A 23,829-nucleotide genomic window follows, 5' to 3' on the forward strand; every position below is an offset into this window, starting at 1 on the left:
CTGCAGGTTGCACTCGATATTTTGGCAAGCTGTGGCGGCCGGTTCAGCTTCGCGCTCTATTTGCATTCCGCGTCGTGTCTTATTTTTGCCACTTGTTCGGCTGGTTGCTTATCACACCGTTTACTGCACTCTCTTGCCGGAGACGATTGCCGCCGCCAGTACTTGTGTTTTCTACCGAGTGCAAGACTCCATCGACAACGTGTGAGCGGACTGCCCAAAAGTTGATCCGACGCCGCCCGCGGCCGGCCTGTGGGCACCTGTCCCACCTATTTGCAGACACGATCAATTCAGTGGCGTAACCCCTATTCGGCTTGCCGATTATGCGAGGAGCAATCCGATTTACACCGCGTTGAGATTGCCTTGCCAGTGCACCTCACCAATGCTGAAGGTGGCATCCCACGCAAGGTTTGGATTCACGTCGAACTGGTAGGTGAAGTTGGCTGTGGCATGCGGACCTAGGGGCAGGTCGAGACCGTTTTGCACGCCGGTTTGTGGATTATTCGGTAGCAAATCGATCCGTGTTGGGTTGCCGCTGCCGTCACGAATCACCAGCGTTGGCTGCGGCAATGCTTCTGGTGGCAGAGGTGCATCGTTGTTGTTGGTGAGGCTGACATGCACTTTGCCGTCTGGGGTGATTCCTTTAAATCGCCACGTAGCGTTCAGGCTTGCATCTTCCGCTTTCGGCTGAGCAACCAGCGAGGCGGTTACCGTTGTAGGTTTCGGTGGCCGGGTGGTAAACGTCGGGTTCGCAGCAGGTGTAGTGCCTTCTTCCGGCAGCTCTGCGGCAATAGAGGTAGCTAAGGTGTCCTGGTCGCTATTCATCACCGCGTCGAGTTTGGAGCATCCGGACAACACGAATGCGCCGACACAGCATAGTGTCATCCCTTTGCGACGAAGTGACGATTTAGACAACACTGCGGTGCTCCTAACCAACCTGTGAGAAACGCTTGCCTCTCACTGAATATCTCATCTGTGAACAGCACCAAAACTATAGCTGTTAATCAGCGCTACCTGCCAGCACTGTTTGTTGCGATGCTGGTTTCCATCCAACCACGCTACCTCCCTGAAAGGCCAACTCGCTAGCAACAACCCAAGTGGCCATCTTTGACTGTGTGACTTGACACTCACCCAACGAGCGTGGCTTCGACTTGAACGCTGGCGCTTCTATGCCATGGCGGTGATGGCTTCCACGTGGTGAAGTACTGTGCTGCCAGCACGAACATGGGGGTAGCGAAAAGGTGTGGAAACCAAATAGGACAAACTCCACCTATGACCGTTATGGTGGTGGTCATGGATTTTCCTTCTCTTGCACGACTGCGAGCCCGCGCAACGGCAAAATGGGCGCACTATCCTGCCGATGTTCTCCCACTGTGGGTAGCGGAATCAGATTTTCCTACTTGTCCTGCAGTCTGCGAGGCAATTCGGGAAGCCTGCAGCAATGAACAATTCGGATATCCGGCACCAACCCCAGAATTTGGGGAAGCGCTCGCCGGATTTGCGCAGCGTCGCTACGGTGTAGAGCTGACCCCAGAGTGGATTTTCCCCGTCGCAGATGTTGTCTCTGGGCTGGTGTTGGCACTTGAGGCTTTCACCGATCCGGCACGTCCGGTGCTTATTCCAAACCCCTGCTATCCCCCATTTTTGGCGCTTGGTGAACTGTCAGGGCGTTCGCTACTGAAATACCATTACCGCAACGACACCACTGCAACTCCTGCTGAAGCAACCGAGATTTCGGCGTTTGCCCATCCTGATTTGGCCGCCGATATTGTGCTTGATCTACAGGAGATTGAACAGCTGTTCGCTGCGGGCGCAGGTGCCTTGGTGTTGTGTAATCCGCACAATCCGCTCGGTGTTACACATAGTTCGCAGCAGCTAGTAAAGCTTGCCGAATTGGCGGAACGTTATGATGCGAAAATTATCTCCGACGAGATTCATGCACCACTGGTGTATGGCACCACTCATGTAATGGCAGCAACGGTAAGCGAAACTGCTCGACGACGGACGATCACGCTCACAGCTGCATCGAAGGCGTTTAATGTTGCCGGGCTAAAATGCGCACAGTTTATTACAACGAACGCGGAGGACGCATCCCGGTTTGCAGCTATCCATCCATTGAAGCGGGAGGGATATTCCCCGCTCGGATTAGCAGCAGCCACCAGCTGTTATTCCCGGGGCGACGATTTCCTTGATGAGGAGCTCGCTATTTTGGAGCACCATCGCCACCTCGTTGCTTCTCTAGTTGCCGAACATTTACCGGGCGTGCGCTATCGCATTCCGCAGGCAACATATCTGGCATGGTTGGATTGCCGCCACCTGCCGCTTGACCAAGCACCTGGAGAGTTTTTCTTGCAGCACGCAAAAGTGGCGGTGAATGAGGGGGCAGATTTCGGCCCCGCCGGGAGGGGTTTCGTGCGCCTGAATTTCGCGACGAGCGAGGAGATCCTCCGCCAGGCCTTCGCACAGATGGGTCAAGCTCTTGTAGAGGCGGGAATTCGCTAGTTCGCAGCGGTTTCCGACGTCAATGGGTTTCGCGGTGCGCTACTGGATCCTTTGGTGTGGTGCGCTATGACTTGCAGCTGGGGTTGATGTGCGGGTGGATGGATAAGGGAAGTTCCCTCACTGGAAATCTGCCCCAGCAATTCCCACATCTTCCCACATTGCCGATCCCCCTTAACGGGTGTAAAACATCAGGTTGTTGCACGCCCGTGGCAGCTGCTAGCAGGTGGCACGAGTGCGCGACCTTGCTAGGTGGGGAGAAGGTAGCATCATGGCCACCACCTGTTGTTTTCTAAAAAATACATGTTCACCAGGTGTATACACCGTTCAATCAGGGCTACCGAAACAGTCCCACCAGCGGGGTTGTCGGACAATTGGAGGGATTGCGAGATGCCCCGCTACCCTATCCGCATGGGATTAACCCGTCGACTGCGCCGACTTCATCGTGTGCTTATTCCTGCGGCGCTCATCGTGCCTTTGTCCATTGCGGGCTGTCACGCCGGTAGTTTATCGACGCAAACAGTGCAGTCCGAGTCGGATACAGGGGTCAGTGTGGCATTGTCTGCTGCCCCTGCCAGTTTAGATTTCACCCGCACTTCCGGGGCAGCTATTCCGCAAGCGTTGATGCGTAACGTCTACGAAACGCTCGTCACTATTGCCCAGGATGGTTCGCTTTCTAGCGGCCTGGCCACCAGTTGGGATGTCAGCGATGACGGAACTCGCTACGTGTTTCATCTGCGCGAAGGGGTGCGTTTTTCCGATGGCACGCCGTTTACTGCAGAGACTGTGAAGTTTTCGATTGAACGAGTGCAGTCTGATGCGTGGACTAACGGCAAGAAGAAAATTATGGATCTTGTCGACGATGTCACCGTCATCGACGATTACACGGTGGCAGTAACTCTGCAACGCTCGTCGAATTCGTGGCTATGGTCAATGGGCACAATGGTGGGTGCGATGATGAGTCCGACTGGTGTTGATGACGACTCATTACAACAACATCCGGTCGGCACCGGACCGTTTACCGTCAAACGGTGGGCAGTCGGACAGGCGCTAACACTAGCTGCCAGGGATGATTACTGGGGTACCCCAGCTGCTTCTTCAGAGGTGACGCTGCGCTATTTCACTTCCGCAACCGGGGCGGCAAATGCGCTCCAATCAGGCGACGTTGATGTGGTGTATTCCTTGCAGTCACCGGAGCTTATCGATCAGCTGCGTGCCCGTAACCGCTACACGATTGAAGTTGGCACTACCAATGGTGAAGTGCTGCTGACTATGAACCATCGCCGGGCGCCGTTTGATGATCTCCGGGTGCGGCAGGCAGTAATGTACGCCATCGATCGACAAGCAGTCATCGATACGGCATGGCTGGGCTACGGGGTAGATACCGGCGGGGCACCAGTGCCACCAACAGATCCGTGGTTTGCCGTCGATACTCGCTATCCTTTCGACCCGGAAAAAGCGAAAGCACTGTTAGCTGAAGCTGGTGTGACTGCACCGAATAATAAAATTGTGCTGGCCACACCTACCCGACCTTACGCAATGCAGTCCGCGGAGATGATCTATTCCCAGCTGAAAGCTGTCGGTTTTGATGTGCGTATCGAGGCGCAAGAATTCCCGGCTGTGTGGCTGTCGAAGGTGTACAAACGGCATGACTATGACATGTCGATCATTGTGCATATCGAACCACGCGATATTGCCAATATTTTCGGCAATCCGGACTATTATCTTGGCTTTGACTCACCACGAGTGCAGCAGCTACTCGAGGTTGCTGATACTGCCCCTGCAGAGGATTACACTGCCGCGATGCGGCAGGTCGTCGATGCAATCATGGAGCAGGCTGCGGCAGACACGGTGTTTAATTATCCCAATATCGTGGTGCAGGCTCCGGGGGTAACCGGGCTGAATCCCAATGATTTTGGCGAAGGCATTGAGCTTGCCCGTCTGCAGCGGGATGGTGCATCGGCTACTGAGGCGCAAGAAAGGGGCTAGTGTTTCACCATGCTGGCACGACGAATTGGGGGGTTTTTCCTCCGCTATCTTTTGGCTGTGTTACTTGCCTCAATCGTGGTGTTTGTGCTGTTGCGGATCGCCCCTGGGGATCCAGCACAGATTGCGCTTGGTTTGGATGCCACAGATGAACTCTTGGCGCAGAAACGAGCCGAACTCGGCACCGATCAGCCGCTGATTGTGCAATATGGCACCTGGCTTGGGGGGATGCTTACCGGCCACTTCGGGTCGTCGCTGATCTCTGGCACCGCGATCACTCCCCTGGTGTGGGATCGTCTGCAGGTAACCGCGATTTTGGTGGTTTGTGCCATGGTGGTGGCAATCGCGATTGCGGTGCCGCTGGGAATTTGGGCGGCGATGCGTCGTCGGCATGCCGATGGAATCGCTATTGCTGCCATGTCACAGGTTGGTATTGCTATTCCGTCATTTGTGGCGGCAATTTTATTGGTGACGGTGATTGCGGTCCAGTTGGGCTGGCTGCCGTCAAATGGTTGGGTGCCGCCGGCAGATGATTTTGGCGGCTTTGTTCGGCGTCTCATATTGCCGGTGTTAGCGCTGGCAATGGTGCAGTCAGCGATCCTAACCCGCTATGTTCGCAGCGCTGTGCTTGACGTTACCGGCGAAGACTATATGCGCACCGCCAGGGCAAAAGGGTTATCCCGCTGGCGAACGTTGATCGGCCACGGGTTGCATAATGCGTCCCTGCCGGTGCTGACCGTTGCCGCCTTACAGTTGGCCGCACTAGTAACGGGCGCGGTTGTTATCGAGCATGTGTTTGTCATTCCAGGAATTGGATCGCTGCTGCTGGAGGCGGTATCCCAGCGTGACCTGCCGATTGTGCAAGCAATTGTCATGCTTTTGGTAGTGATCACCCTCAGCTTGAACTTTCTCGTCGAAGTAACTTATGCGCTGCTAGATCCACGTTTACGCACCTAACGCTTTTTGTTGCTGCGTGAGAAGTTCTCCGCCCTGTTCGTTATTCTTTGTTATTGCCTTTGGGAAGGATGTTTCCCCCATGAGTGTGCTTGATCTCTCGGCCGCACCCCGGCGGCATCGTTCCTCGATGTGGCTAACCATTGTCGGCGGCGTGCTTGTAACACTGGTGGTTCTTATGGCGCTTGTCGCCACGGTCGCCACCCCCTATGATCCTGTTCATGCCATCGCCGAGGATCGGCTGCAAGGTCCATCGTGGACGCATCTGTTTGGCACCGATCAATTCGGGCGAGATACCCTGTCACGGATTATGGCTGGGGCGAAGATTTCACTGACTGTGGGGGCGCTGGCAGTGACTATCGGGGCAGTCGTTGGGGTGCCGCTGGGCGTTGGTGCCGCCATGTTGGGTGGCCGGATCGATGCGGTAATCGCCCGCACTGTCGACGTGGTCATGGCGTTTCCGGCATTGCTGTTAGCAATCGTGGCCGGCGCCGCATTTGGCTCGTCAACGACCACTGCAACGCTTGCCATCGGGGTGGCTGCAATTCCTGGTTTCGCACGAATCGCCCGGGCTGGCACATTAACGGTAAAAACCTTTGACTATATTGCCGCCGCCCGCACCTCCAATGTTTCACCAATAACAATTGCAATCACGCATGTGATTCCCAATATTGCCGGTTTGATTATTGTGCAAGCCACAGTCGGTTTTTCACTGGCGATCCTGGCCGAAGCAGGATTGTCCTTCCTTGGCCTTGGCACGCCGCCGCCCCACGCCTCCTGGGGTCGGATGCTCGCCGATTCGCAAGGCTTTCTCGGATCTCATCCGATACTGGCTCTGTGGCCAGGATTGTTTATCGCAATAACCGTATTGGGGTTTAATCTGCTCGGCGACGGATTACGTGACCATGCCGACCCGCGAACAAGGATGGCGTAAATGAGCGTGTTGCAATGTAGGAATCTCACCATCACCACCCGCCACGGGGTACGGCTCGTTGACAATGTTCACCTGCGTCTTGACCGTGGTGAACGGGTTGGGCTTATTGGCGAATCCGGATCAGGTAAGTCACTGACCGCATTTGCTTTACTCGGGCTAGTGCATCCCTCCCTCACCGTCACCGGGGAGATCACGTTAGCTGACCAGCCGGGTAATCTTGTCACGCTTGCTGAACGTGTCATGTGCACTATTCGGGGTCGGCGGATCGCGATGGTGTTCCAGGAGCCAATGACTGCCTTAAACCCGGTGCACACGATCGGCGATCAGATCGCAGAAGTGCTACTACATCACCGCATGGTGTCCTCCGCGGCAGCTGCCCGCGGCCGGGTGACTGAACTGTTAGAACAGGTCGAATTAACGCTCACCGGTGATCCATACCGCACCTATCCGCATCAGCTTTCCGGTGGCCAACGGCAGCGAGTACTCATCGCAATGGCGATTGCAACCAACCCAGATGTGTTGATCTGTGACGAACCAACCACAGCCCTCGACACTACGGTGCAACGCACTATTGTGCGGCTGATTGCACGCTTGGTGGAAACCCACAATATGGCGCTGCTGTTTATCACCCACGATCTTGGGCTTATCGGCGATATGTGTCAGCGGGTGATGGTGATGCAGCATGGGGTGATCGTAGAAGCGGCAGACACTGCCACTATTTTCACCCACCCCACCCACCCGTACACGCGGGGGCTTCTTGCCGCCAGTGATCTGCGGGCACGAGATACCAAGGGACGTCTTTATACGGTGCAATCTGCTGGCGACGACTATGCACCGGGGGTGGCTCACGCGCAGCCCCAATTTCCTGCACCTGGTGCCCCGCTGCTGGAGGCTAAAGGTGTCAGCAAAACCTATTTCCGCAATACTGGGCTGTTTCGTCGGGTTGAGCATCATGCCCTCCAGCCGACAGACTGTGTGCTGCGCAGTGGGCAGCGGCTCGGCATAGTGGGCGGCTCCGGGTCGGGAAAATCAACGCTGCTAAAAATTGTGGCCGGACTTATTGAACCGTCCACTGGCACGGTAACCATTGACGGCCGCACCTATGGCAGCCGGGCAGAAGTATCGAAAGCGGATCATCGAAGGGCGGTAGCCTATGCCCACCGGCAGCTGCAGCTGGTGTTTCAAGACCCGTCTGGGTCGCTGGATCCGCGCATGACTATCGGAACAATTGTGGGCGAACCCTTGCAGGCGACCAGCTTGTCGACTTCACAGCGTCGTGACCGGGTCGTCGAAGTGCTCGGGGAGGTGGGAATTGATCCGTCTGCGGTTGATCGATATCCGCACGAATTTTCCGGTGGTCAACGGCAGCGAATCTCCATCGCACGAGCCCTATCGCTGCGGCCACGCATCTTACTGGCTGACGAACCTGTCAGTGCCTTGGATGTGTCGGTGCGAGCGCAAGTGTTGAATCTGCTCACTGAGTTGATTATTGATCATGAACTCGCCTTGATTCTGGTAGGCCACGATCTTTCTGTGGTGCGCGAGATGTGCAGTGAAGTCATGGTGCTCGACCGTGGACGTGTCGTCGAGACTGGCAGTGTCACACAAGTGTGGAACGCCCCCTCGCACCCGTACACCCAGTCGCTGCTGGCGGCAGTGCCCACAATCGGTAGCCCGGCGACAGTCACCGCGCCGTAGATAACAGCTAACAAAGACAACACGATCCCAAACGCTTTCCCGGAATTGAGCTGTGGCCGCCACTATAGGATTCGCAGGGTGACTGTAGTTGATGCGACGGTCGCCAGGTTACACACAACAACCCCGCCTATTGGTTTCAAGGTCCGGGAAACCTCAAGAACATACCTTTAGGCGGGGTTGTTGGTGTGTGCCGGCCGAGTGACAGTTTGCCAGTAGGCGGCGGTGAAGAGCAGTTACCGGATTCCGGACTGCTTGGAGGAAGTCGTCGACAACGGTTCACCGATGACATCGATTGGTGCAGATAATCCGTATTCGCGCAGCGGCGAGGATATTGCGGTCAACAACGAGATGAGTGATGCTTTCAAAAAATCGAGGAAAGTAATCTCATGGCGGGGGCAGGGTTCCAGGGAGCCGTTTTGCCACTCCCAGGTGTTGCCGATTTTGACAAGATAGTCGGATTGGTTGTCGATGACCCGCTGCCAGCAGGCACGTACCTCACTGCGACTCGTCGGACCGAACCGGTAGGCGCTGCGCACATTTTCCCGAAGTTTGTAGGATTTCCAGGCACGATACCAGTCACCAACCAGGTTGACTGGCCGGTAATCGCGAATGAAATCCCCTGGGGTGTAGGTGGGTGCGCTGGTGTCGTTTTCCGGCTGTTTCGCGGTGGTCGTTGCAGCGTCTTCGGCAGGGGTTGCCTGGTCGTCTTCCGGTGACGGGTTGGTGACTGGTTCGGTGTCCGGGGTGGTTTCTGCAGCATCAGCCGCATCCGTCTCACCTGCTGCGGCGGTGTCATCCGCTTCAGTTGCCGTATCGGTGGCCTGCTCAGCGGCAGGTGCCTTGTCATCACCTGCTGCTGTTTCGTCACCTGCAGTAGGATCAGCTGGCTTGGCGCCGGTATCTGCGTTAGTTGCCGGTGAAGCGGTGGCTGCTGTATCGGTTTGCGAAGCAGGAGCTTCAGCTGCTTGTGCTGTTGGTATTTGCACCAGTCCGGCACACAGGCTGGCGGCGATGATCGTGGATGCGCATGCTGATGTAATCCTCACAGCTATGTATCCTAAACTGCTCTGCTCACCGTTACACATTGACTGTGGTAACTCAGCCACCACTGGTTCCCCAACCCCCTGGTTTCTATCCCCGCAGCAACACTGCCCTGCAGGGCACCGTTGCCCTATCCACTGCTGATGGATGTTCGCAGATCACCGACCGCAGGCACTGTTTGCGGACAGCCCCAGCAGGCTTTCCAGCCGCAAGCACCGACAACACACCCGCCTAGATCTTAGCCTTTTCTTAATAACGCTAAATACATCACACCTATATAGCTTTCCGATAGACGCAGCGTAGCGATACTGCAGGTCAGCTAGTTTGGCTAACATAATTATTCCCCCACCTGCGGGCGAGTTCGGGCAGCGCGCCAAAATCTGAGGAATTTTCAGCTACGATGATCTGCACTGGGAAGGAACAACTTCATATCGGCTCACCACCAGGCTTTCGCTGGTGGGTGGCCACCACCTGTTCATTGTTAACTTCACCGTTACGGGTATATCCATTGGGGGAATTACTGTGCAAGGAACTCATCCTTCCCGCGCTGGCAATGATGCCAGCAATGTTCAAGATTCGTCACAGCACGGCCGGTCGCCGTCGCTCGTCGATGCGCCGGTTGGTACCTATTCACGGTTCCGCCCGGGCCAGGGGGGCACGCATCAACGCTGGGGTTTCCCACTGCCGCGGGCAGTGCAGCATCATCCACGACCACATTCACAACGATCGGCAGAAGATACTTCACCGTCACCTGCCACACGTGCGTCAGCAAAGCGCCGAGTAACACCATCAGCATCCGCGGCGGTTCCGGTGGAAAAAGCGCAGCAGACCAGTGCACAGTTGCCGTGGCCAGCATTGGCCGAGTTTGCTTCCATCAAAACATCAGACTCGGAAAATCACGACCACCCAACCGGCGCCCATCCCATTCCAACACCAGCACCGTTGTATCGATTTACCGCACCGTGTACACAAGACCAGTCTGCAGGTGAGGAAATAGCGCCCACGGATGGATCGAACAATCGCCAGCACACAACAGTTGATCAGACTGCCGACTGCGACGAGAACGACCCGCGAATCACCGCTGATGGATCGCAGCGCGGCGAGACTGCTGCATCTGCTGCTGCCAGCACAGATCCACTAACTGCCCCGTTCGCACAGGTGACCAGGGTGACTCCGGCGCAGCCAACTCCACTCTATGAGCTGGCACGAACCGTAGTGAATACGGTGTTTCAGCAATCGCCGCAGGCTGGGTTGGGGAGCCTTCCGGGGGAACACACTTCGACAGCAACCCCGAAATCCAAGGAACAGCCAACCCCACGAATTCGGCGGCGTGCCCCGGAAGACGTTCCGGCTGGGGCGGCCGGAATTTCATGGCTACAAAGCCGTACCCTTCCACAGTCTGCTGCGCCACAGGCTGCCGGGGGCGGCGCCACCATGTCGAATTGGGGCAATGGTGCACAACCTGCCACCCCCAGCCAAACATGGACGCAACCATCCGGAAGGCATCGCCGCACCGCTTGGTAGCCGAGCACTAGATCACCTTGCTACGCGGCAAGCCGGCGGCCACCAAGCTGGCCGATCATAACTAATCCACTCACCCGCTGCCCCAACCACAACGCACTCGTTCTGGTTGGGGTGGCGGGTGTTGCGATTGCAGCAGATACCTTTGCTGCAATATTTAGGAGGCGATCGTCAATCCCCGCCACCGGCGGGCTGCACATCGTCGAAAAGGCATGCCAAGCCCCACCGACCATTGGGGACATCTTCAATAGCAACCTCTTCGCAACCGATGCCGACGATCACTAGTGGTCATCAACCATGTCAATAAGCCGGCTTAAGATAGCTTCCCCATTACCTGCAATCCCATCATGCTGGTGGGCGTTGGTGATCCATGGGCGCATATCCCGCATGGCGGCGGCCGTCGAAAGTGAATACTGCATGGGCACGAAAATATCGTCGACATAGACCGCGGCAGCCCCGGTTGCAGTGGTCGTTGCCATGGCTTCCCGGTCGTACAGACTCTCCCAGTCGTCTTTTTCCGCCAAGATTGCTACCGCACCGGCAAACGGTTGGAGTGCTGGGTCTTCTTCAAACATCCACGGATAGATGTGTTCCCCGGTGAGATAAAAGGGCTGGCTTTCGTCGAGTGGATCAGCATCCTCAGCGAAGCCCGGGATCTCGGCCCGGAGTCGTTGTGCCGACCAGCGCGTCGCCCCCGGCACTGTGCCGCCATAGATTGATTCGTGCAGGGCTGCATAAAGAGGAGTGCTAGCAAACGACACCTGTGCCGCGACCGCACTAAGCCACGCATCACGCAATTGTGGGCGGGAATCACCATGGTGATGAAACGGCGCTTCCAGCAGATAAGCCAAGGTGGCGAACCCGGTGTCGCGCCCCAAATTAATCCCCACAGTGCGGAACATGCGGGAAGTTAAACGCACCCCGTTAGGCAGGCGCACATCGTTTTCATCAAGATACTGCGAGAGTTGCCGAATGGCCTGCTCAGCAAAGGGGAATTGGGCGAAGAACTGTTCATGCCGCGCCGCCAGCGCCGCATAGGTCGCCCGGTACACATCGTCGATACCGCAGTCGGTTGCCGGCAGACCACCGGTGAGATACACCTTGTCCAGCTTGTCCGGGTACTTCGACATATAGGTGGTCGCACAGAATCCACCATAGGACTGGCCAACCAAACTCACTTGATCCAGCCCAAAGTATTCCCGGAACGCTTCACAGTCGTCAACGATTGCATCTGCCCGCAGACCGGCGAGCACTTCGGCTAATTGTTCATCAGAATAGGTGGCAAGCTCAGGACTGTGCTGGTCGAGTGGGGTGGAATATCCTGTCCCCCGCTGGTCGAGCAGCAGCAAACGGTAGCGCTTCAACAGGAGGGCAAGCCAGGAGCCGATCGCGACCGGACGCGGGCTTGGACACCCTGGGCCTCCTTGCAGCTTGATGATCATGGGGAATTCTTCACCGCCGGGCGGGATTACTTCCCGGGCAAAGACGGTGATCTCACCGTATTCGGGTTTACCGACAACCCGTGGCCTGGTGATGGTGTGCGGTTTATAGGTGTAGCCACCCATAGTGAACGTTGCTGGTGGCGTTGCGGGATAGGAACTTTGCTTGCGTGGTTGGTCGTTCATAGCTGCCACTGTACTGGGTTCGTCGGCGGGAAGATGCACCAGGACTAGGTGAGTCGTCTATTGCACCTGATGCGCCACTGCGGTAACAGCCGGAAGGAACAATTGCGGTGCTTGCGACCAACCAGAATGTACTTCGGTGGGAAAAACAAAGTAGTTTTACCCCCCAACATTATCCCCCTAACCATTAACCATCGCGCAAAGCCCGCCGAGCAGGGATTTTGCCAGTTTCGCGAGGTCGCTAGTTATGTTTGCCCTCAAATATAACCCCTAACAGCACTGTTGCTAGATCACCCAAGGCACTTACCTAAGCAAACCCTTCATTGACGCCGAATCTTATTCACTACAGCCCATAAGTAGCCGTTTACCAGCGACTTCACCAAAGAATAGCCAACCACATCCCACCCGGATAGGTTTTCGCTTCAATACTATTTGCAAAAAGCTATCGATTAGCCACACTTGCGGCCGATGTTGGTTTATGTCCGAAACGGGGGTATCTAGCGGGTGGGTAACACCGTTATCTTTTGGGTACATACATTTTCTACCAGGACTTTAGACTTTTTCAGGCGGTCCGTGAGGCAAAAGCTAACATCATTCCCCTGCGTAAAAATTGCCCATTTTTGCCACTTTTACGCACATGTAGCCCCATTTACGTCACCAGATGAGTCACAGATGACCAATGGCCCACCTGGGCATTTAGGAAGTTTTCACCACAAAACACCCCCGTTCGGGGAGTGACCATATTTATTTCAATAGACAAAACTTGTTTGTTCCAAATACTATTGGGGACGAAGGCAAAAGCCATTAGCCTTCGAGGGACAAGCTTCAGAGGAAGCCCGGCCTCCCAACCGGGTGAAGCAAGATTCCCCCTTCGCACCAAAAATTCAAGGAGCCCCCAAATGGCCACCGTCATCACCAGGATCGCCACAGCTGCCGTTGCTACCGCTGTTGCTTTCGCCGGATTCACCCCAGCTGCCAATGCTGACCTTCTTGGCATCTTGGGCGGCGGAATTTCGATCTCAGCTGGTGAAGCTTCGGACTATGCCCCAAGTCAAGCTCGTGTAGTTTCCGCGACCAATACCACCCCGGTACTTGATAGCGACGACAACAGCCCCCTGGCTGCTGATCTTCGCGCCGAAACTGCACCCCGTTCTCGGGTTGACTTGCTGCAAGCAGACCTCCAAGGCGATTCGGAAGTGTGGGGCAACGATCTCTACCGCAGCCGCGCGCTGGAAATCGCTCGACTGGTCAATCGCCAGCGCGCCCGCAGCGGACAAAACCCGCTGCGGCTGGACACCAACAACTCCATCGCTGCCCAAGCTTGGGCAAACCACATGGCGGAAATGCACTGGTTTGCTCACGACCCGGGTACTCGGAAAGCAGAAATCATCGCACAACGCTTCGACATTGATGCGCCCGATACTGCCGCCCAACTCATCCGGCAATGGGAAGAATCCCCTGCTCACGCAGAAATTCTGCACACCGCAAAATTCAAGAGCATGGGTGTTGGCATCGCCCACGATCCAAAGACTGGCGAAGTCTACGGTGTAGTGCGGTTTAGCATCTATTCCTAACCAAATACCACCCTCAAGGTGATCACCTAGTGCCCTATACAGGCGCGCGGGATGTGTGTTGTTAACTCATGCAAAACCTTTCAACCGCATCCCCGCGATCTGTGCCCCTGGGTGCCGCGGACTAATCCCAAACAGTGGCGTTGAACAGCACGCTGCTGACTGATGCCGGAGAGCACTCCACCCGGCCCTGGGGGCAGCACTAGGAATAACACAACTACAGACCGTACGACCTACGCAACATGGCGCCCGTGATTTTTTGTGCATGTTGCTGATACTTCTTTTCGTCGGTGTTCCGGCCCGTGATGGGTATTGACTCAGCAGTCCCCCGGTGTGTTCGATGCAGGATCGTAGTGTTAGCTGGCGCAGCTTATTTACCAAGCACGCAGCCATCAACTACAAGTTCTTGAAAGCATGATGTTGGGAGCTGAAAACATTTCAAGAACCATATCCTCGCAGCAACGGATTGAACCACCGATGTGCGTGACGCATACCCAAAAACACACCGACGAAAAGAACATCCAACCCCTTGCGATATCCCGCGAAACTGGTATCGCAAGGGGTTTTGGTTGGGTTAATGCCCGTTACACATGCCTGCCGCCCAGTGGCATCTTCAAGGATCCCCAAGACAACGGAATGAAACCCGACGCACGTCCCCCCTGCGACATCGCGTTCAGGGCATCGCACGAAAGTAGATACAACAGCACTGACCGGGCGTATAGATACAGAAAACATCCGTCTGCAAATAGTGTGCATCATCGCTCGACCCGCTGGCACAAGCGCTGTGCACAGCGTTGCCGCACGTCCTTGTTTCCCCTGACATCCCCGTACCCCTGGTGTGGATTGCTGTAGCGCAAACAGGAGAGATTGTAACTTCGCGGACTGTATGAGCGCCCAGAGAGATTCCCCACCGAGGTTTCCAAGGAAGCCTCAGCGTTGCATACCGAACCACAGGCACACATTGGCACAGCATGCAATAGTCCCTAATGAAAACCGCCAGCGCAGCAACTGCGGTAGTGCACCCAGGACAGGGACAGTGCATTGTCGTCAGGGATACCTGGTCACAGCGTCACCGTGCGGCCAAACTAAGAAAGCTAAAAAGTTTTGGGCATGCGAAGAAGAGCAGCAGTTAGGTCCGCACCAAACGACCCTTACTGTGCTCTTCTCGCTAAGAGCTTTGACGTTCCCATTCGTCTCAAGCTTGCGGTGTACGGCTATCCCCTGCTGACCCCGTTTTGAGGAAACGGAATGTATAGGATTCATCGCATCATTTCGCGTCTCCTATGCGGTGGTTTGAGGAGACCCCGTTGCTGTGGGTCACCACCAGAAACTCGGCGATGCGATAAACCAATACCAGCAGAAGCTTTCTGCCGTACGTCCCGTATTACTTTACCGATCAAGACTGAAAAAATCTAGCAGGCAGACCCGTTACCAGCAAAAACACGCCGAAAATCCCGCGTTATCGTCCGTTACTACGGGCGAATGAAAAATTCGCAACCGTGTGACCAGCGCAAAATCCGCAACTGTGGGCACAGGTCAGACAATGGGGGTAGGAAAAGTCATCCTTTACCCCTTCAGTGATCATTCCCGGCAAAATCCGGATACTTTACGGCGCCGGGACGATATACCGGCCAGCAGCAGGCACACACTTGACGTTGATGGGCGCGTAGAAAAGCGGCTCACCGTCGCCGTGTGCCTGCACGCCGAGATCCACCTCGATACGAGCTTCCCGGAATCGGTAGCTCGTCAGCCAAGAAATAGGATTGTGGTCGCCGTTGAGGAATTCATTGACCATCCGGATCTGTTTGTGGAGGGCGACGAGTTGCGTCATCGTCAGATCAAGCAGACCATCGTGATGATCAGCGCGAGGACAAATCGTGCGGCCGCCACCATACATACGGGTGTTGCCGACCGTTGCGATGAGCAAATCACGATCGATAGTTAAAAGCCCCTCCGGCGAAATCGGACCATCAAGATCGAGCCGTCGTTGCCTTGCCTCTTCGGAAAGATGCGGAATCTCCTGGGCGCCACGAAGCTCAATATGATAGCGATTCGGCTTCATCTTCAGCAGCCCTTGCATAAATGCGAGGGTAAATTTGTTTGGCCCTGGTGCCCAGCTCATATTTGATGCACGTTCAGCCATGTAGGAGTCCACACCACATGACAGCACAGACCCGAAATAGGCCTGCTCCCCTGCGTCGTTGGACACCAGCCCTAAATCGGTGGTGGTAACAAATCCTTCGGCAATCACATCCGCGGCCATGACCGGGTCGAATGGGATTCGCAGATGGCGGGCAGTATCATTACCGGAACCGGCAGGGATGATGCCGAGTGGAATACCGGTGGTGGCAGATTCTTGCAACGCCCGGTTGATCATGCCGTCGCCACCACAAACGACGATGGCGTCAAAATCAAGGTCGTCGAGGGCTCGCTGAATGAGCCGTCCAGTGTCCGCGGCGGAAGCAGCGTTGAAAGCGATAGCTTCCACCCCGCGCCGTTGCAAACGTTGCAGTGCCACATCTGTAGTGTGGCGCGCAGAGCCATAGCCGGACCGGGGATTCGTAAGCAACGCTACGGTCCCGATCGGCTCATATCCGATCGGATAGTCAGGCATGACTGGCTCCTACAACAACTACACGAATTCTGGGGTCGCGGCCTTACCGGCTTGCTTCAAGGTGAAACCTGCAGCAAACTTGGTGGCCTTATAAGGCTTGCAGCGAATGATCAGTTCGCCACATTCCATCACCGGATTTCCACGCCTGCAGGCCGAAGCAAGGCTACAACGGCGTGAACAAACGATGTTACTGTACTTCCAAATGTATCCGTGCGCGCTAAAAACACCAGGATTCACAAGTGCAATCCCGGCGCAAACACGGCAACAGCAGACGAGCATAAATCACCGTACGGCTACTTGCTCCCGCTACTCACAGCACCTGTTGGCGCCGGTGAAAGCAGAATCACTTCGCTAACCAACGGTGTTCCACCATGCGATTGTCAGCATGGATTGCAAGACCCGGATTGCCCACAAGTCCTGGAAGGACAGCAGCACAAAGAGACTATGGAAGTTTTCAGGAGCAAGGTTACCAGCGCCAAAAAAGTGACATAGGCTACTAGCCCCCAAAACCAAGAAACCGATTCTCTGTTTGTGACACTACCTTTGTACCTAAACAAATAAGGTATTCCAACTAAAGCCCACATCCAGCAACAACGTTTCCCGCGATGAACAGTACAGATAACCTCAACGCGGCTCATCGGGATCGACCCGGCGCCAAATAGATAGCATGTGTGCTGGGGTTATTGCGTCAAAAGAACATACCTTGCCCTGGCCTGCAGCCACGGGATCGCATTCCCCCCAAAACAGGGGAACTTCCAAAATGATCAAAAATGAGCGGCACCCGCCCAGGAATAGTCGGCCCCAATCCGCCCGTAAGCCATATCCAGGCGCAATGCTCGAACACACGCAACTCCAGTATTTGGCTGCAGCCCTTTCCCGTCGCAACAACGCAGCAACACCGCGGAACACTTCGGCGCGGGATCACACCACTCACCTGTGAGTGATAGACGGATCCACTCACCCCAGACAAGCAAGCTGCCGCAAGCGGCAAATTCGACCGCTTACCGCGATAGCTGCTTCTCACCCGGTCAATGATCTGCAGAATGATCCCCTTGCTGCCCCTAGGAAACCACATTAAATGCAGCAAAACCCGGGTAATGCTCAATGCATTACCCGGGTTACTGTGGTGAAGATATAACACCCCACATGCTGTCGGTGCAACGGTTCGAGCCGAGCCAAGAGGAGCTACAGGTATCCGCACCTCACAGCCAGCCACCATGTCTTAAGGCGCAGGAACTATAAACCGTCCTGCTGCCGGCACCGCCTCCACGGTAAAGGGGTTGACCAACATCGGTTCGCCGTCGCCATGGGCTGGAATGTCCACATCGCTAAACACTGTTGCTCGTTGGCATTGATAGCTTGTCACCCATGGAATATTGGCGTGGTCGCCGCGCACAAAAGCAGGTGCCTGGAAAATACCTGGAACAATCGCCTCATCTTCAATGATGGTGAGATCCAGCAGGCCGTCGTGATGATCAGCTTGCGGGCAAATAATCTTCCCCGCACCATAGCTGCGCGTGTTACCGAAGGAAGCGAAATACATGGTGCGCTCCAGAACTAGCTTGCCACCCTCTTCAACCACCCCGTCACGAACTTCCATTCGCAGGCGATCCTCCGTCGACAGATGCGGAAGAGTGTGCACACCTTCCAACTCGATACGGAATTTGTGACTCTGGAACCGGGCTAGCCCCTCCAAGATGGCGACGTGGAACTTACTCGGCCCACGCACCCAGTTGTATTCCGAGGCGCGTGCCGTCCAATATGCGTCTTGTCCACATGACAACACAGAAGCAAACCACATCGACTGGCCTGCCTCATTAGTAATCAAACCAAGATCAGTAGTGGTGACAAACCCGTCAGCAATCACATCTGCTGCAGCAGCGGGATCGAAAGGGATCCGCAGATGGCGGCCGGTGTCATTACCCGATCCAGCAGGAACAATACCGATTGGAATGCCAGTGTTCGCAGTTTCCTGCAACACTTTGTTGAGCATCCCGTCGCCACCACAAACAGCAATCGCATCGAAGTCCAGATCGGCGAGTGCCCGCTGCAGAATCCTGCCGGTATCCTCCGGTGACGTAGCGTTAAACGCAATGGCATTCACGCCGCGCTTGTCAAATACTTCAAGCGCAAGTTCGGTGGCGTGACGAGCAGATCCCCGCCCTGAGCGGGGATTCGTCAAAAGCGCTACTGTCCCCACTGGCTCAAAGCCGATGGGATAATTCGGCATGGACTGACTCCTTGCTTCCACTGGCACCGTCATGGCCGGGTTCCTTCTCATACTCGCCACCAGACAAGTGGCCGGTGTGGGATCTCATTGCTGCAATTGAGCGAACACCAAGGCAATGATATTACCTGAGGATCGATCGGTTGCAGCTGAAAACCCATGTCAATTTCACGCTGTGTGATGGGAATTAATTAATGGTGCACAGTTGCTATGCGCCACACGATCGCACGACTACTGATTTACAGCTGCCAGAAACGGTGATTCACGGCCGGCAGCGAGGACAATCGCCACTTCGACACATCTTGGCAACCGCTTGGCGATCGTCGCGTGAACGTGCGCTTGTCTCGCACCTTCCAGTCACGGGATCCGATCAGCGGCGCCATGGGTCTGTACGAGAACCTTTTTCGCACCGTATCCGGTGTTCTAGGGGAAGCTTAGCAGCGGAAATCGGGGGTAAAATGCTCACTACCCCGCAAACAATGAAACACATTCATCGTTTTCTTCAATGAACTCTTCCCAGCTCAGAGGGAAGATTACCCTTAGCACCACCGAATGAATTTCCAATTGCGCTGCTAGAGCGGCGATAGGCTGAAAGCCCGCCTGGGGCAAGCATCCATCGTCTGGCGGGATACACCAGGCCGCGTCATTTCAGTTAGCGAAAGAAACGTATTCTCTCCGCACCAACCGCGGGGGCATTGAAACCATAACCTGCATGATGACTCCGCGCCCATCGCTACCGCAAACGCCGACACACGCCGGCAGCTTTCCAGGGATTTTCCGTGTTTACAGCCCAATAACCGGCGCAGAACCAGCGGCCAGTGAATGACTAGTGTCAATTAATTGGTCTGACAACCTTAAGGTATGGATGGCCACCGTGGCGGGTTTACCGCTAGCACCGTCGCCGTTTGATGCCGAACAACAACAAGCAACACCGCACGATGAGAACAACGGCCACAGCTTCCCTGCAGGTGGCCAGTCCCTTAATGCACCCACCAGCCGCATAATAATGCTGGCAACCTGTAGTCAACTGGTAGGTTTCCTACGGAGCAGGAACGATAAATCGGGCAGCAGCCGGCACCGACTCGATAGTCACCGGCAGCTGTAACGATAATGCCCCATCAGCGAACACTTCCGCCGGCTGGCTTGTCCCCTCATGATCTTCCACCAAACTCACCGTTGCCTTCTTGCACCGGTAGGTGGAAATAAACTCATAATCCAAATGGCTACCCGACCGGAACCCTAAAAATGCCTGCAAGACACCGATTTTATTGGCATTTTCCACAATCGTGACATCAAGTGCATCGTCGTGAGTATCCGCCCGGGGACACACAAGAAGACCGCCTGCATAGTGGCGCATATTGCCGAACGCAGCAAAATTGATGGCTCGCTCCAGCACCAAATGCCCATCATCGAGCGGCGTGTACTGTCCATCGCGAGCAATCCGAATCTCCCGGGCAGTCTCATCGATAAACGGCACCTCCCCCAAACCGCTAAATTCGATCCGATACGTTTTCGGCTGCAGCATCATAAATTCACCGAAAGCCGCAAGTGTCGCACCAAGCTGGCGCCGCAGCTTTCGACTGATCAACCGTGGTCGATTATCAGGATCAAACGAGGTACAAGCAGCAGTACCGAAATAGGACACATTCCCGGCAGCATCAGAGAGCTTGCCCAAATCGACGGTGGTCGTAAACCCCTCGTAAATCACATCGGCAGCCGCTGCAGGAGTCGTTGGCAACCGGAACTGGCGGGCAAAATCATTACTAATCCCAGCCGGAATCATCCCCACCGGCACACTGCTCTCAGCGGTTTCCTGCAAGACCGCATTAATGGAAGCATCACCGCCAACCACCACAATCGCGTCATAGTCGGCGTCGACAAGCTCCCGCACAATACGTTGAGTATCTGCAAGATCAACCCCTTGATAGGAGTCAACATCCACACCAAGCTCTTCAAACCGAGCAAGAGCCTCTTCGGTAACGTGCCGAACTACCCCTGAACCGACAGTCGGGGTCGACACCACTGCTACAAAACCAATCGTTTCATAGCCGATGGCATATTCGGGCATATTCATGAAAGCTCCTCGACGAATCGCGCTCAGTGCCGCCCCACTCGGCTGCAGCATGCACCTCACTGGATACTTCTGTCAACCAACAGCAACACAACAACGCCAGTCTATCAGCTGCAATATCTATCCGTCGTCCATGCCCGGCAAGCCAACTGCAGCAATTGCCTCACATCCTGCGCCCGGGTTCGCACCTTGGCACCAAATGCTATTGTGCAGGCCACACAGCTCAGTGTGGGAAAGCAACACGGTGGCAGCGGATACCTTTCCGCTGCCACCGTGCAGTAAGCATCACTGCCAAAAATTCCCTCAACGCGTCATCGTCGAACACGCCAGTAAATATCTGGGGTGAGGCGAGGTTACCCATCGGATACGGTGCACTTATTTCTCATCGGTAGACAATGCTGCAACGAACGCTTCCTGCGGCACCGACACGTTACCGATCGACTTCATCCGCTTCTTGCCTTCTTTCTGCTTTTCCAGCAGTTTACGTTTCCGGGAGATGTCGCCGCCATAACACTTGGCCAGCACATCCTTGCGGAGAGCGCGAATGTTTTCACGAGCGATGATCTTCGACCCAATAGCCGCCTGCACCGGAACTTCGAACTGCTGGCGCGGGATAAGATCTTTCAACTTCACAGTCATCTTGTTGCCATACCACTGAGCATTATCCCGGTGCACAATTGCCGAGAACGCATCAACTGGATCGCCTTGCAGCAAAATATCGACCTTCACCAGATCAGCCTGCTGCTCACCGGCCTCTTCATAGTTCAGCGACGCATATCCCCGGGTGCGAGACTTCAACATGTCGAAGAAGTCGAAAATAATCTCACCCAACGGCATGGTGTAGCGCAGCTCAACACGATCTTCCGACAGATAATCCATGCCACCCATTTGACCGCGCTTCGACTGGCACAACTCCATGGTGGTGCCAACGAATTCTGCAGGAACAATAATTGTGGTTTTCACAATCGGCTCCCACACTTCACGGGGACGTCCCGCTGGCCAGTCGGATGGGTTGTGCACAGTTAGCTCTTCACCTGATTCGGTGATAACCCGATAGCTCACCGAAGGTGCGGTAGAGATGAGATCCAAATCGAATTCGCGCTGCAACCGGTCTCGGGTGATCTCCATGTGCAGCAGCCCAAGGAAACCACAGCGGAAGCCGAAACCAAGCGCCACTGAAGTTTCCGGTTCGAAGGTGAGCGCCGCGTCGTTAAGCTGCAACTTCTGGAGTGCGTCACGCAGATCGGGATAGTCTGCTTGACTGATCGGAAACAGGCCTGAATACACCATCGGCTTTGGCTCTTCGTAGCCTTTCAACGGCGCTGCAGCCCCTTTGGACGCCCAAGTGACCGTGTCGCCGACTTTCGATTGGCGAACATCCTTAACACCGGTGATGAGATAACCCACTTCACCAGGACCAAGCCCGGCGCACTTCTTCGGTGTCGGAGAAACAATACCGATCTCCAACAGTTCGTGAGTTGCCCCCGTCGACATCATCTGGATTTTTTGACGCGGGACTAACTTGCCGTCCACCATCCTGATATAGGTCACCACACCCCGATAAGTGTCGTAGACCGAGTCGAAAATCATGGCACGCGCTGGCGCATCCTCACCAGCCTCGGAATGTGGTGGCGGCACAAGTTCGCACACCTTGTCCAACAATTCCCGCACACCTTCACCGGTTTTCCCAGAAACCCGCAGCACCTCTTCAGGTTCGCAGCCGATAATGTGCGCGATCTCTTCCGAATATTTTTCCGGATCTGCGGCCGGCAGATCAATCTTGTTGAGAACTGGAATGATCTCCAGATCATTCTCCATCGCCAAATACAGGTTGGCTAGTGTTTGTGCTTCGATACCTTGTGCCGCATCCACCAGCAGGATGGCACCTTCACAGGCTTCCAGTGCACGGGAAACCTCGTAGGTGAAGTCCACGTGACCTGGCGTGTCAATCAAATGCATGACGATCTCTTCGCCAGCATGTTTCCCAGTAGTTGGCGTCCACGGCAGACGAACGTTTTGCGCCTTGATAGTAATCCCGCGTTCACGCTCAATATCCATGTTGTCGAGATACTGATCGCGCATGTCTCGCTGATCGACCACCCCGGTAAGCTGCAGAATGCGGTCAGCTAGCGTGGATTTACCGTGGTCGATGTGCGCGATAATGCAGAAGTTTCGGATCTGTTGCGGGTCCGTAAACGTCGTTTCGGCAAGATTGTTGGCCATGGGTGTGCTTACGCCATACCTTTCATACAAGGGTGAAATCGATAAGTGACATTACCCTAAATGCAGCGTGCGGGCTCATCTGTGGGTATATGCAGGGATCACCTGCTGCCAGGATAGGCCGGATCCTGTTCCTGGGGCCGACGACCACCCGAAATAGTGGCGACGCGAGTACAACTCGCCCCCTCGAGAACACCACAGGGCACCCTTCCGCTGTTATTCGGCTGGCAACCAATAGTTACGCGAATCGGTCACAGACTAGAATTCCCACCATGAGCGATACGGCTGCCAATGCAAACCAACCAGGCTGGTTCACCCGCCTCAGCCAAGCTTTTGGTCTGCATCGTGAGCCTCCCCTGGAGCGTGGCCTGCGAATGATCGGTCAACGGCTTGGTTTGGATGACACCTTGCAAGAGCACTCGATGACCGCCGCCCGGTTCCATGTATCCCCCACCGCAGAGATGGCACGCACCATCTACTATGCGCCAGATATGGATGGGCAAGCAGACCCCGGGGAGATTGTGTGGGTGCGACTCCCCACCCCAGCCGGTGCTACCGCTGCTGAAGAGCGGCCACTCTTGGTGATCGGGCGGGCGCGGCAGAGTATTTTAGCGCTCGCGATCTCCGCATCAGAAGCTCATGAACACGATGACAACTGGCAGGAAATCGGTGCGGGAGCCTGGGATGAACGTGGCCGAGTGTGTTTTGTTCGGCTCGATGTGACCATCGAAGTCCCAGAGTCGGCTATTCGCCGTCAAGGAGCCATTATTCCCAAGCGTCGCTTTGACCGGGTGGCCGGACGGTTACGGCGCAGCTATGGCTGGGGATAGGATCCCCGCCTGTCAGATTCCAAGTGATCGCTAACGCCGAGCGC

Annotated in this window: 15 protein-coding genes; 8 read left to right on the forward strand and 7 right to left on the reverse strand. The window is 55.5% G+C overall.

Going from position 1 to position 23,829, the window contains the following annotated elements; translation table 11 throughout:
- Positions 1–339: 339 nt before the first annotated feature.
- Positions 340–912 carry a hypothetical protein gene (locus tag CCHOA_RS07620; RefSeq protein ID WP_123929012.1) on the reverse strand — a complete coding sequence of 191 codons (573 nt, stop codon included), beginning with the start codon at positions 910–912 and terminating at the stop codon, positions 340–342.
- A 357-nt stretch (positions 913–1,269) separates the two neighbouring features.
- Here CCHOA_RS07620 and CCHOA_RS07625 point away from each other — a divergent pair, with 357 nt between their 5' ends.
- The 5 genes from CCHOA_RS07625 to CCHOA_RS07645 all read left to right on the forward strand — a co-directional run bounded on the left by CCHOA_RS07625 (position 1,270) and on the right by CCHOA_RS07645 (position 8,068).
- Positions 1,270–2,499, forward strand: a complete 1,230-nt coding sequence (locus CCHOA_RS07625) for a MalY/PatB family protein (protein WP_245992113.1) — start codon at positions 1,270–1,272, stop codon at positions 2,497–2,499.
- Positions 2,500–2,907: 408 nt separating this feature from the next.
- Positions 2,908–4,485, forward strand: a complete 1,578-nt coding sequence (locus CCHOA_RS07630; RefSeq protein ID WP_123929015.1) for an ABC transporter substrate-binding protein — start codon at positions 2,908–2,910, stop codon at positions 4,483–4,485.
- 9 nt (positions 4,486–4,494) lie between these two features.
- Positions 4,495–5,439 (forward strand): ABC transporter permease, encoded by a 945-nt coding sequence (locus CCHOA_RS07635; protein ID WP_123929018.1) that lies wholly within the window; start codon positions 4,495–4,497, stop codon positions 5,437–5,439.
- Positions 5,440–5,566: 127 nt separating this feature from the next.
- Positions 5,567–6,370, forward strand: coding sequence for an ABC transporter permease (locus tag CCHOA_RS07640; protein ID WP_123931041.1), 804 nt, complete (start codon positions 5,567–5,569; stop codon positions 6,368–6,370).
- Complete coding sequence (locus CCHOA_RS07645) at positions 6,371–8,068, forward strand: dipeptide ABC transporter ATP-binding protein (protein WP_123929021.1); 1,698 nt, start codon at positions 6,371–6,373, stop codon at positions 8,066–8,068. It abuts the gene before it with no gap.
- Positions 8,069–8,301: 233 nt separating this feature from the next.
- Here CCHOA_RS07645 and CCHOA_RS07650 read toward each other — a convergent pair whose 3' ends face one another.
- A complete protein-coding gene (locus tag CCHOA_RS07650) occupies positions 8,302–9,114 on the reverse strand; it encodes a hypothetical protein (protein ID WP_123929024.1) in 813 nt (270 codons plus the stop codon).
- Positions 9,115–9,631: 517 nt separating this feature from the next.
- Between CCHOA_RS07650 and CCHOA_RS07655 the strand changes: the two genes are divergently transcribed.
- The gene (locus CCHOA_RS07655) at positions 9,632–10,633 is read left to right on the forward strand and encodes a hypothetical protein (protein WP_123929028.1); all 1,002 of its coding nucleotides are present in this window, start codon (positions 9,632–9,634) and stop codon (positions 10,631–10,633) included.
- A 278-nt stretch (positions 10,634–10,911) separates the two neighbouring features.
- Here CCHOA_RS07655 and CCHOA_RS07660 read toward each other — a convergent pair whose 3' ends face one another.
- A complete protein-coding gene (locus CCHOA_RS07660; RefSeq protein WP_123931044.1) occupies positions 10,912–12,195 on the reverse strand; it encodes an alpha/beta fold hydrolase in 1,284 nt (427 codons plus the stop codon).
- A 956-nt stretch (positions 12,196–13,151) separates the two neighbouring features.
- On the opposite strand from CCHOA_RS07660, the gene CCHOA_RS07665 reads away from it, so the two are divergent.
- Positions 13,152–13,826 carry a CAP domain-containing protein gene (locus CCHOA_RS07665; RefSeq protein WP_123929031.1) on the forward strand — a complete coding sequence of 225 codons (675 nt, stop codon included), beginning with the start codon at positions 13,152–13,154 and terminating at the stop codon, positions 13,824–13,826.
- 1,603 nt (positions 13,827–15,429) lie between these two features.
- Here the strand turns inward: CCHOA_RS07665 and CCHOA_RS07670 are convergent.
- From CCHOA_RS07670 to lepA, 4 genes are all read right to left on the reverse strand, one after another.
- Complete coding sequence (locus CCHOA_RS07670) at positions 15,430–16,437, reverse strand: diacylglycerol kinase family protein (RefSeq protein WP_123929034.1); 1,008 nt, start codon at positions 16,435–16,437, stop codon at positions 15,430–15,432.
- A gap of 1,222 nt (positions 16,438–17,659) precedes the next feature.
- Entirely contained in the window at positions 17,660–18,667 is a 1,008-nt protein-coding gene (locus CCHOA_RS07675; protein ID WP_164472423.1) for a diacylglycerol/lipid kinase family protein, read from the reverse strand.
- Between the two features lie 1,036 nt (positions 18,668–19,703).
- The gene (locus CCHOA_RS07680; protein WP_164472424.1) at positions 19,704–20,738 is read right to left on the reverse strand and encodes a diacylglycerol kinase family protein; all 1,035 of its coding nucleotides are present in this window, start codon (positions 20,736–20,738) and stop codon (positions 19,704–19,706) included.
- A gap of 372 nt (positions 20,739–21,110) precedes the next feature.
- Complete coding sequence (gene lepA, locus CCHOA_RS07685; RefSeq protein WP_123929043.1) at positions 21,111–22,958, reverse strand: translation elongation factor 4; 1,848 nt, start codon at positions 22,956–22,958, stop codon at positions 21,111–21,113.
- Between the two features lie 269 nt (positions 22,959–23,227).
- On the opposite strand from lepA, the gene CCHOA_RS07690 reads away from it, so the two are divergent.
- On the forward strand, positions 23,228–23,785 hold the full coding sequence (locus tag CCHOA_RS07690; RefSeq protein WP_164472425.1) for a type II toxin-antitoxin system PemK/MazF family toxin: 558 nt from the start codon (positions 23,228–23,230) through the stop codon (positions 23,783–23,785).
- Positions 23,786–23,829 lie beyond the last annotated feature (44 nt).

The sequence above is a fragment of the Corynebacterium choanae genome, from assembly GCF_003813965.1.
In the GTDB taxonomy this organism is placed as follows: Bacteria; Actinomycetota; Actinomycetes; order Mycobacteriales; family Mycobacteriaceae; genus Corynebacterium; species Corynebacterium choanae.

Excerpts from the sequence above, each read along its gene's own strand:
- CCHOA_RS07625 (WP_245992113.1), top strand. The coding sequence starts at position 1,270 with ATGACCGTTATGGTGGTGGTCATGGATTTTCCTTCTCTTGCACGACTG.
- CCHOA_RS07630 (WP_123929015.1), top strand. The coding sequence starts at position 2,908 with ATGGGATTAACCCGTCGACTGCGCCGACTTCATCGTGTGCTTATTCCT.
- CCHOA_RS07635 (WP_123929018.1), top strand. The coding sequence starts at position 4,495 with ATGCTGGCACGACGAATTGGGGGGTTTTTCCTCCGCTATCTTTTGGCT.
- CCHOA_RS07640 (WP_123931041.1), top strand. The coding sequence starts at position 5,567 with ATGTGGCTAACCATTGTCGGCGGCGTGCTTGTAACACTGGTGGTTCTT.
- CCHOA_RS07645 (WP_123929021.1), top strand. The coding sequence starts at position 6,371 with ATGAGCGTGTTGCAATGTAGGAATCTCACCATCACCACCCGCCACGGG.
- CCHOA_RS07660 (WP_123931044.1), bottom strand. The coding sequence starts at position 12,195 with ATGGGTGGCTACACCTATAAACCGCACACCATCACCAGGCCACGGGTT.
- CCHOA_RS07665 (WP_123929031.1), top strand. The coding sequence starts at position 13,152 with ATGGCCACCGTCATCACCAGGATCGCCACAGCTGCCGTTGCTACCGCT.
- CCHOA_RS07670 (WP_123929034.1), bottom strand. The coding sequence starts at position 16,437 with ATGCCTGACTATCCGATCGGATATGAGCCGATCGGGACCGTAGCGTTG.
- CCHOA_RS07675 (WP_164472423.1), bottom strand. The coding sequence starts at position 18,667 with ATGCCGAATTATCCCATCGGCTTTGAGCCAGTGGGGACAGTAGCGCTT.
- CCHOA_RS07680 (WP_164472424.1), bottom strand. The coding sequence starts at position 20,738 with ATGAATATGCCCGAATATGCCATCGGCTATGAAACGATTGGTTTTGTA.
- lepA (WP_123929043.1), bottom strand. The coding sequence starts at position 22,958 with ATGGCCAACAATCTTGCCGAAACGACGTTTACGGACCCGCAACAGATC.
- CCHOA_RS07690 (WP_164472425.1), top strand. The coding sequence starts at position 23,228 with ATGAGCGATACGGCTGCCAATGCAAACCAACCAGGCTGGTTCACCCGC.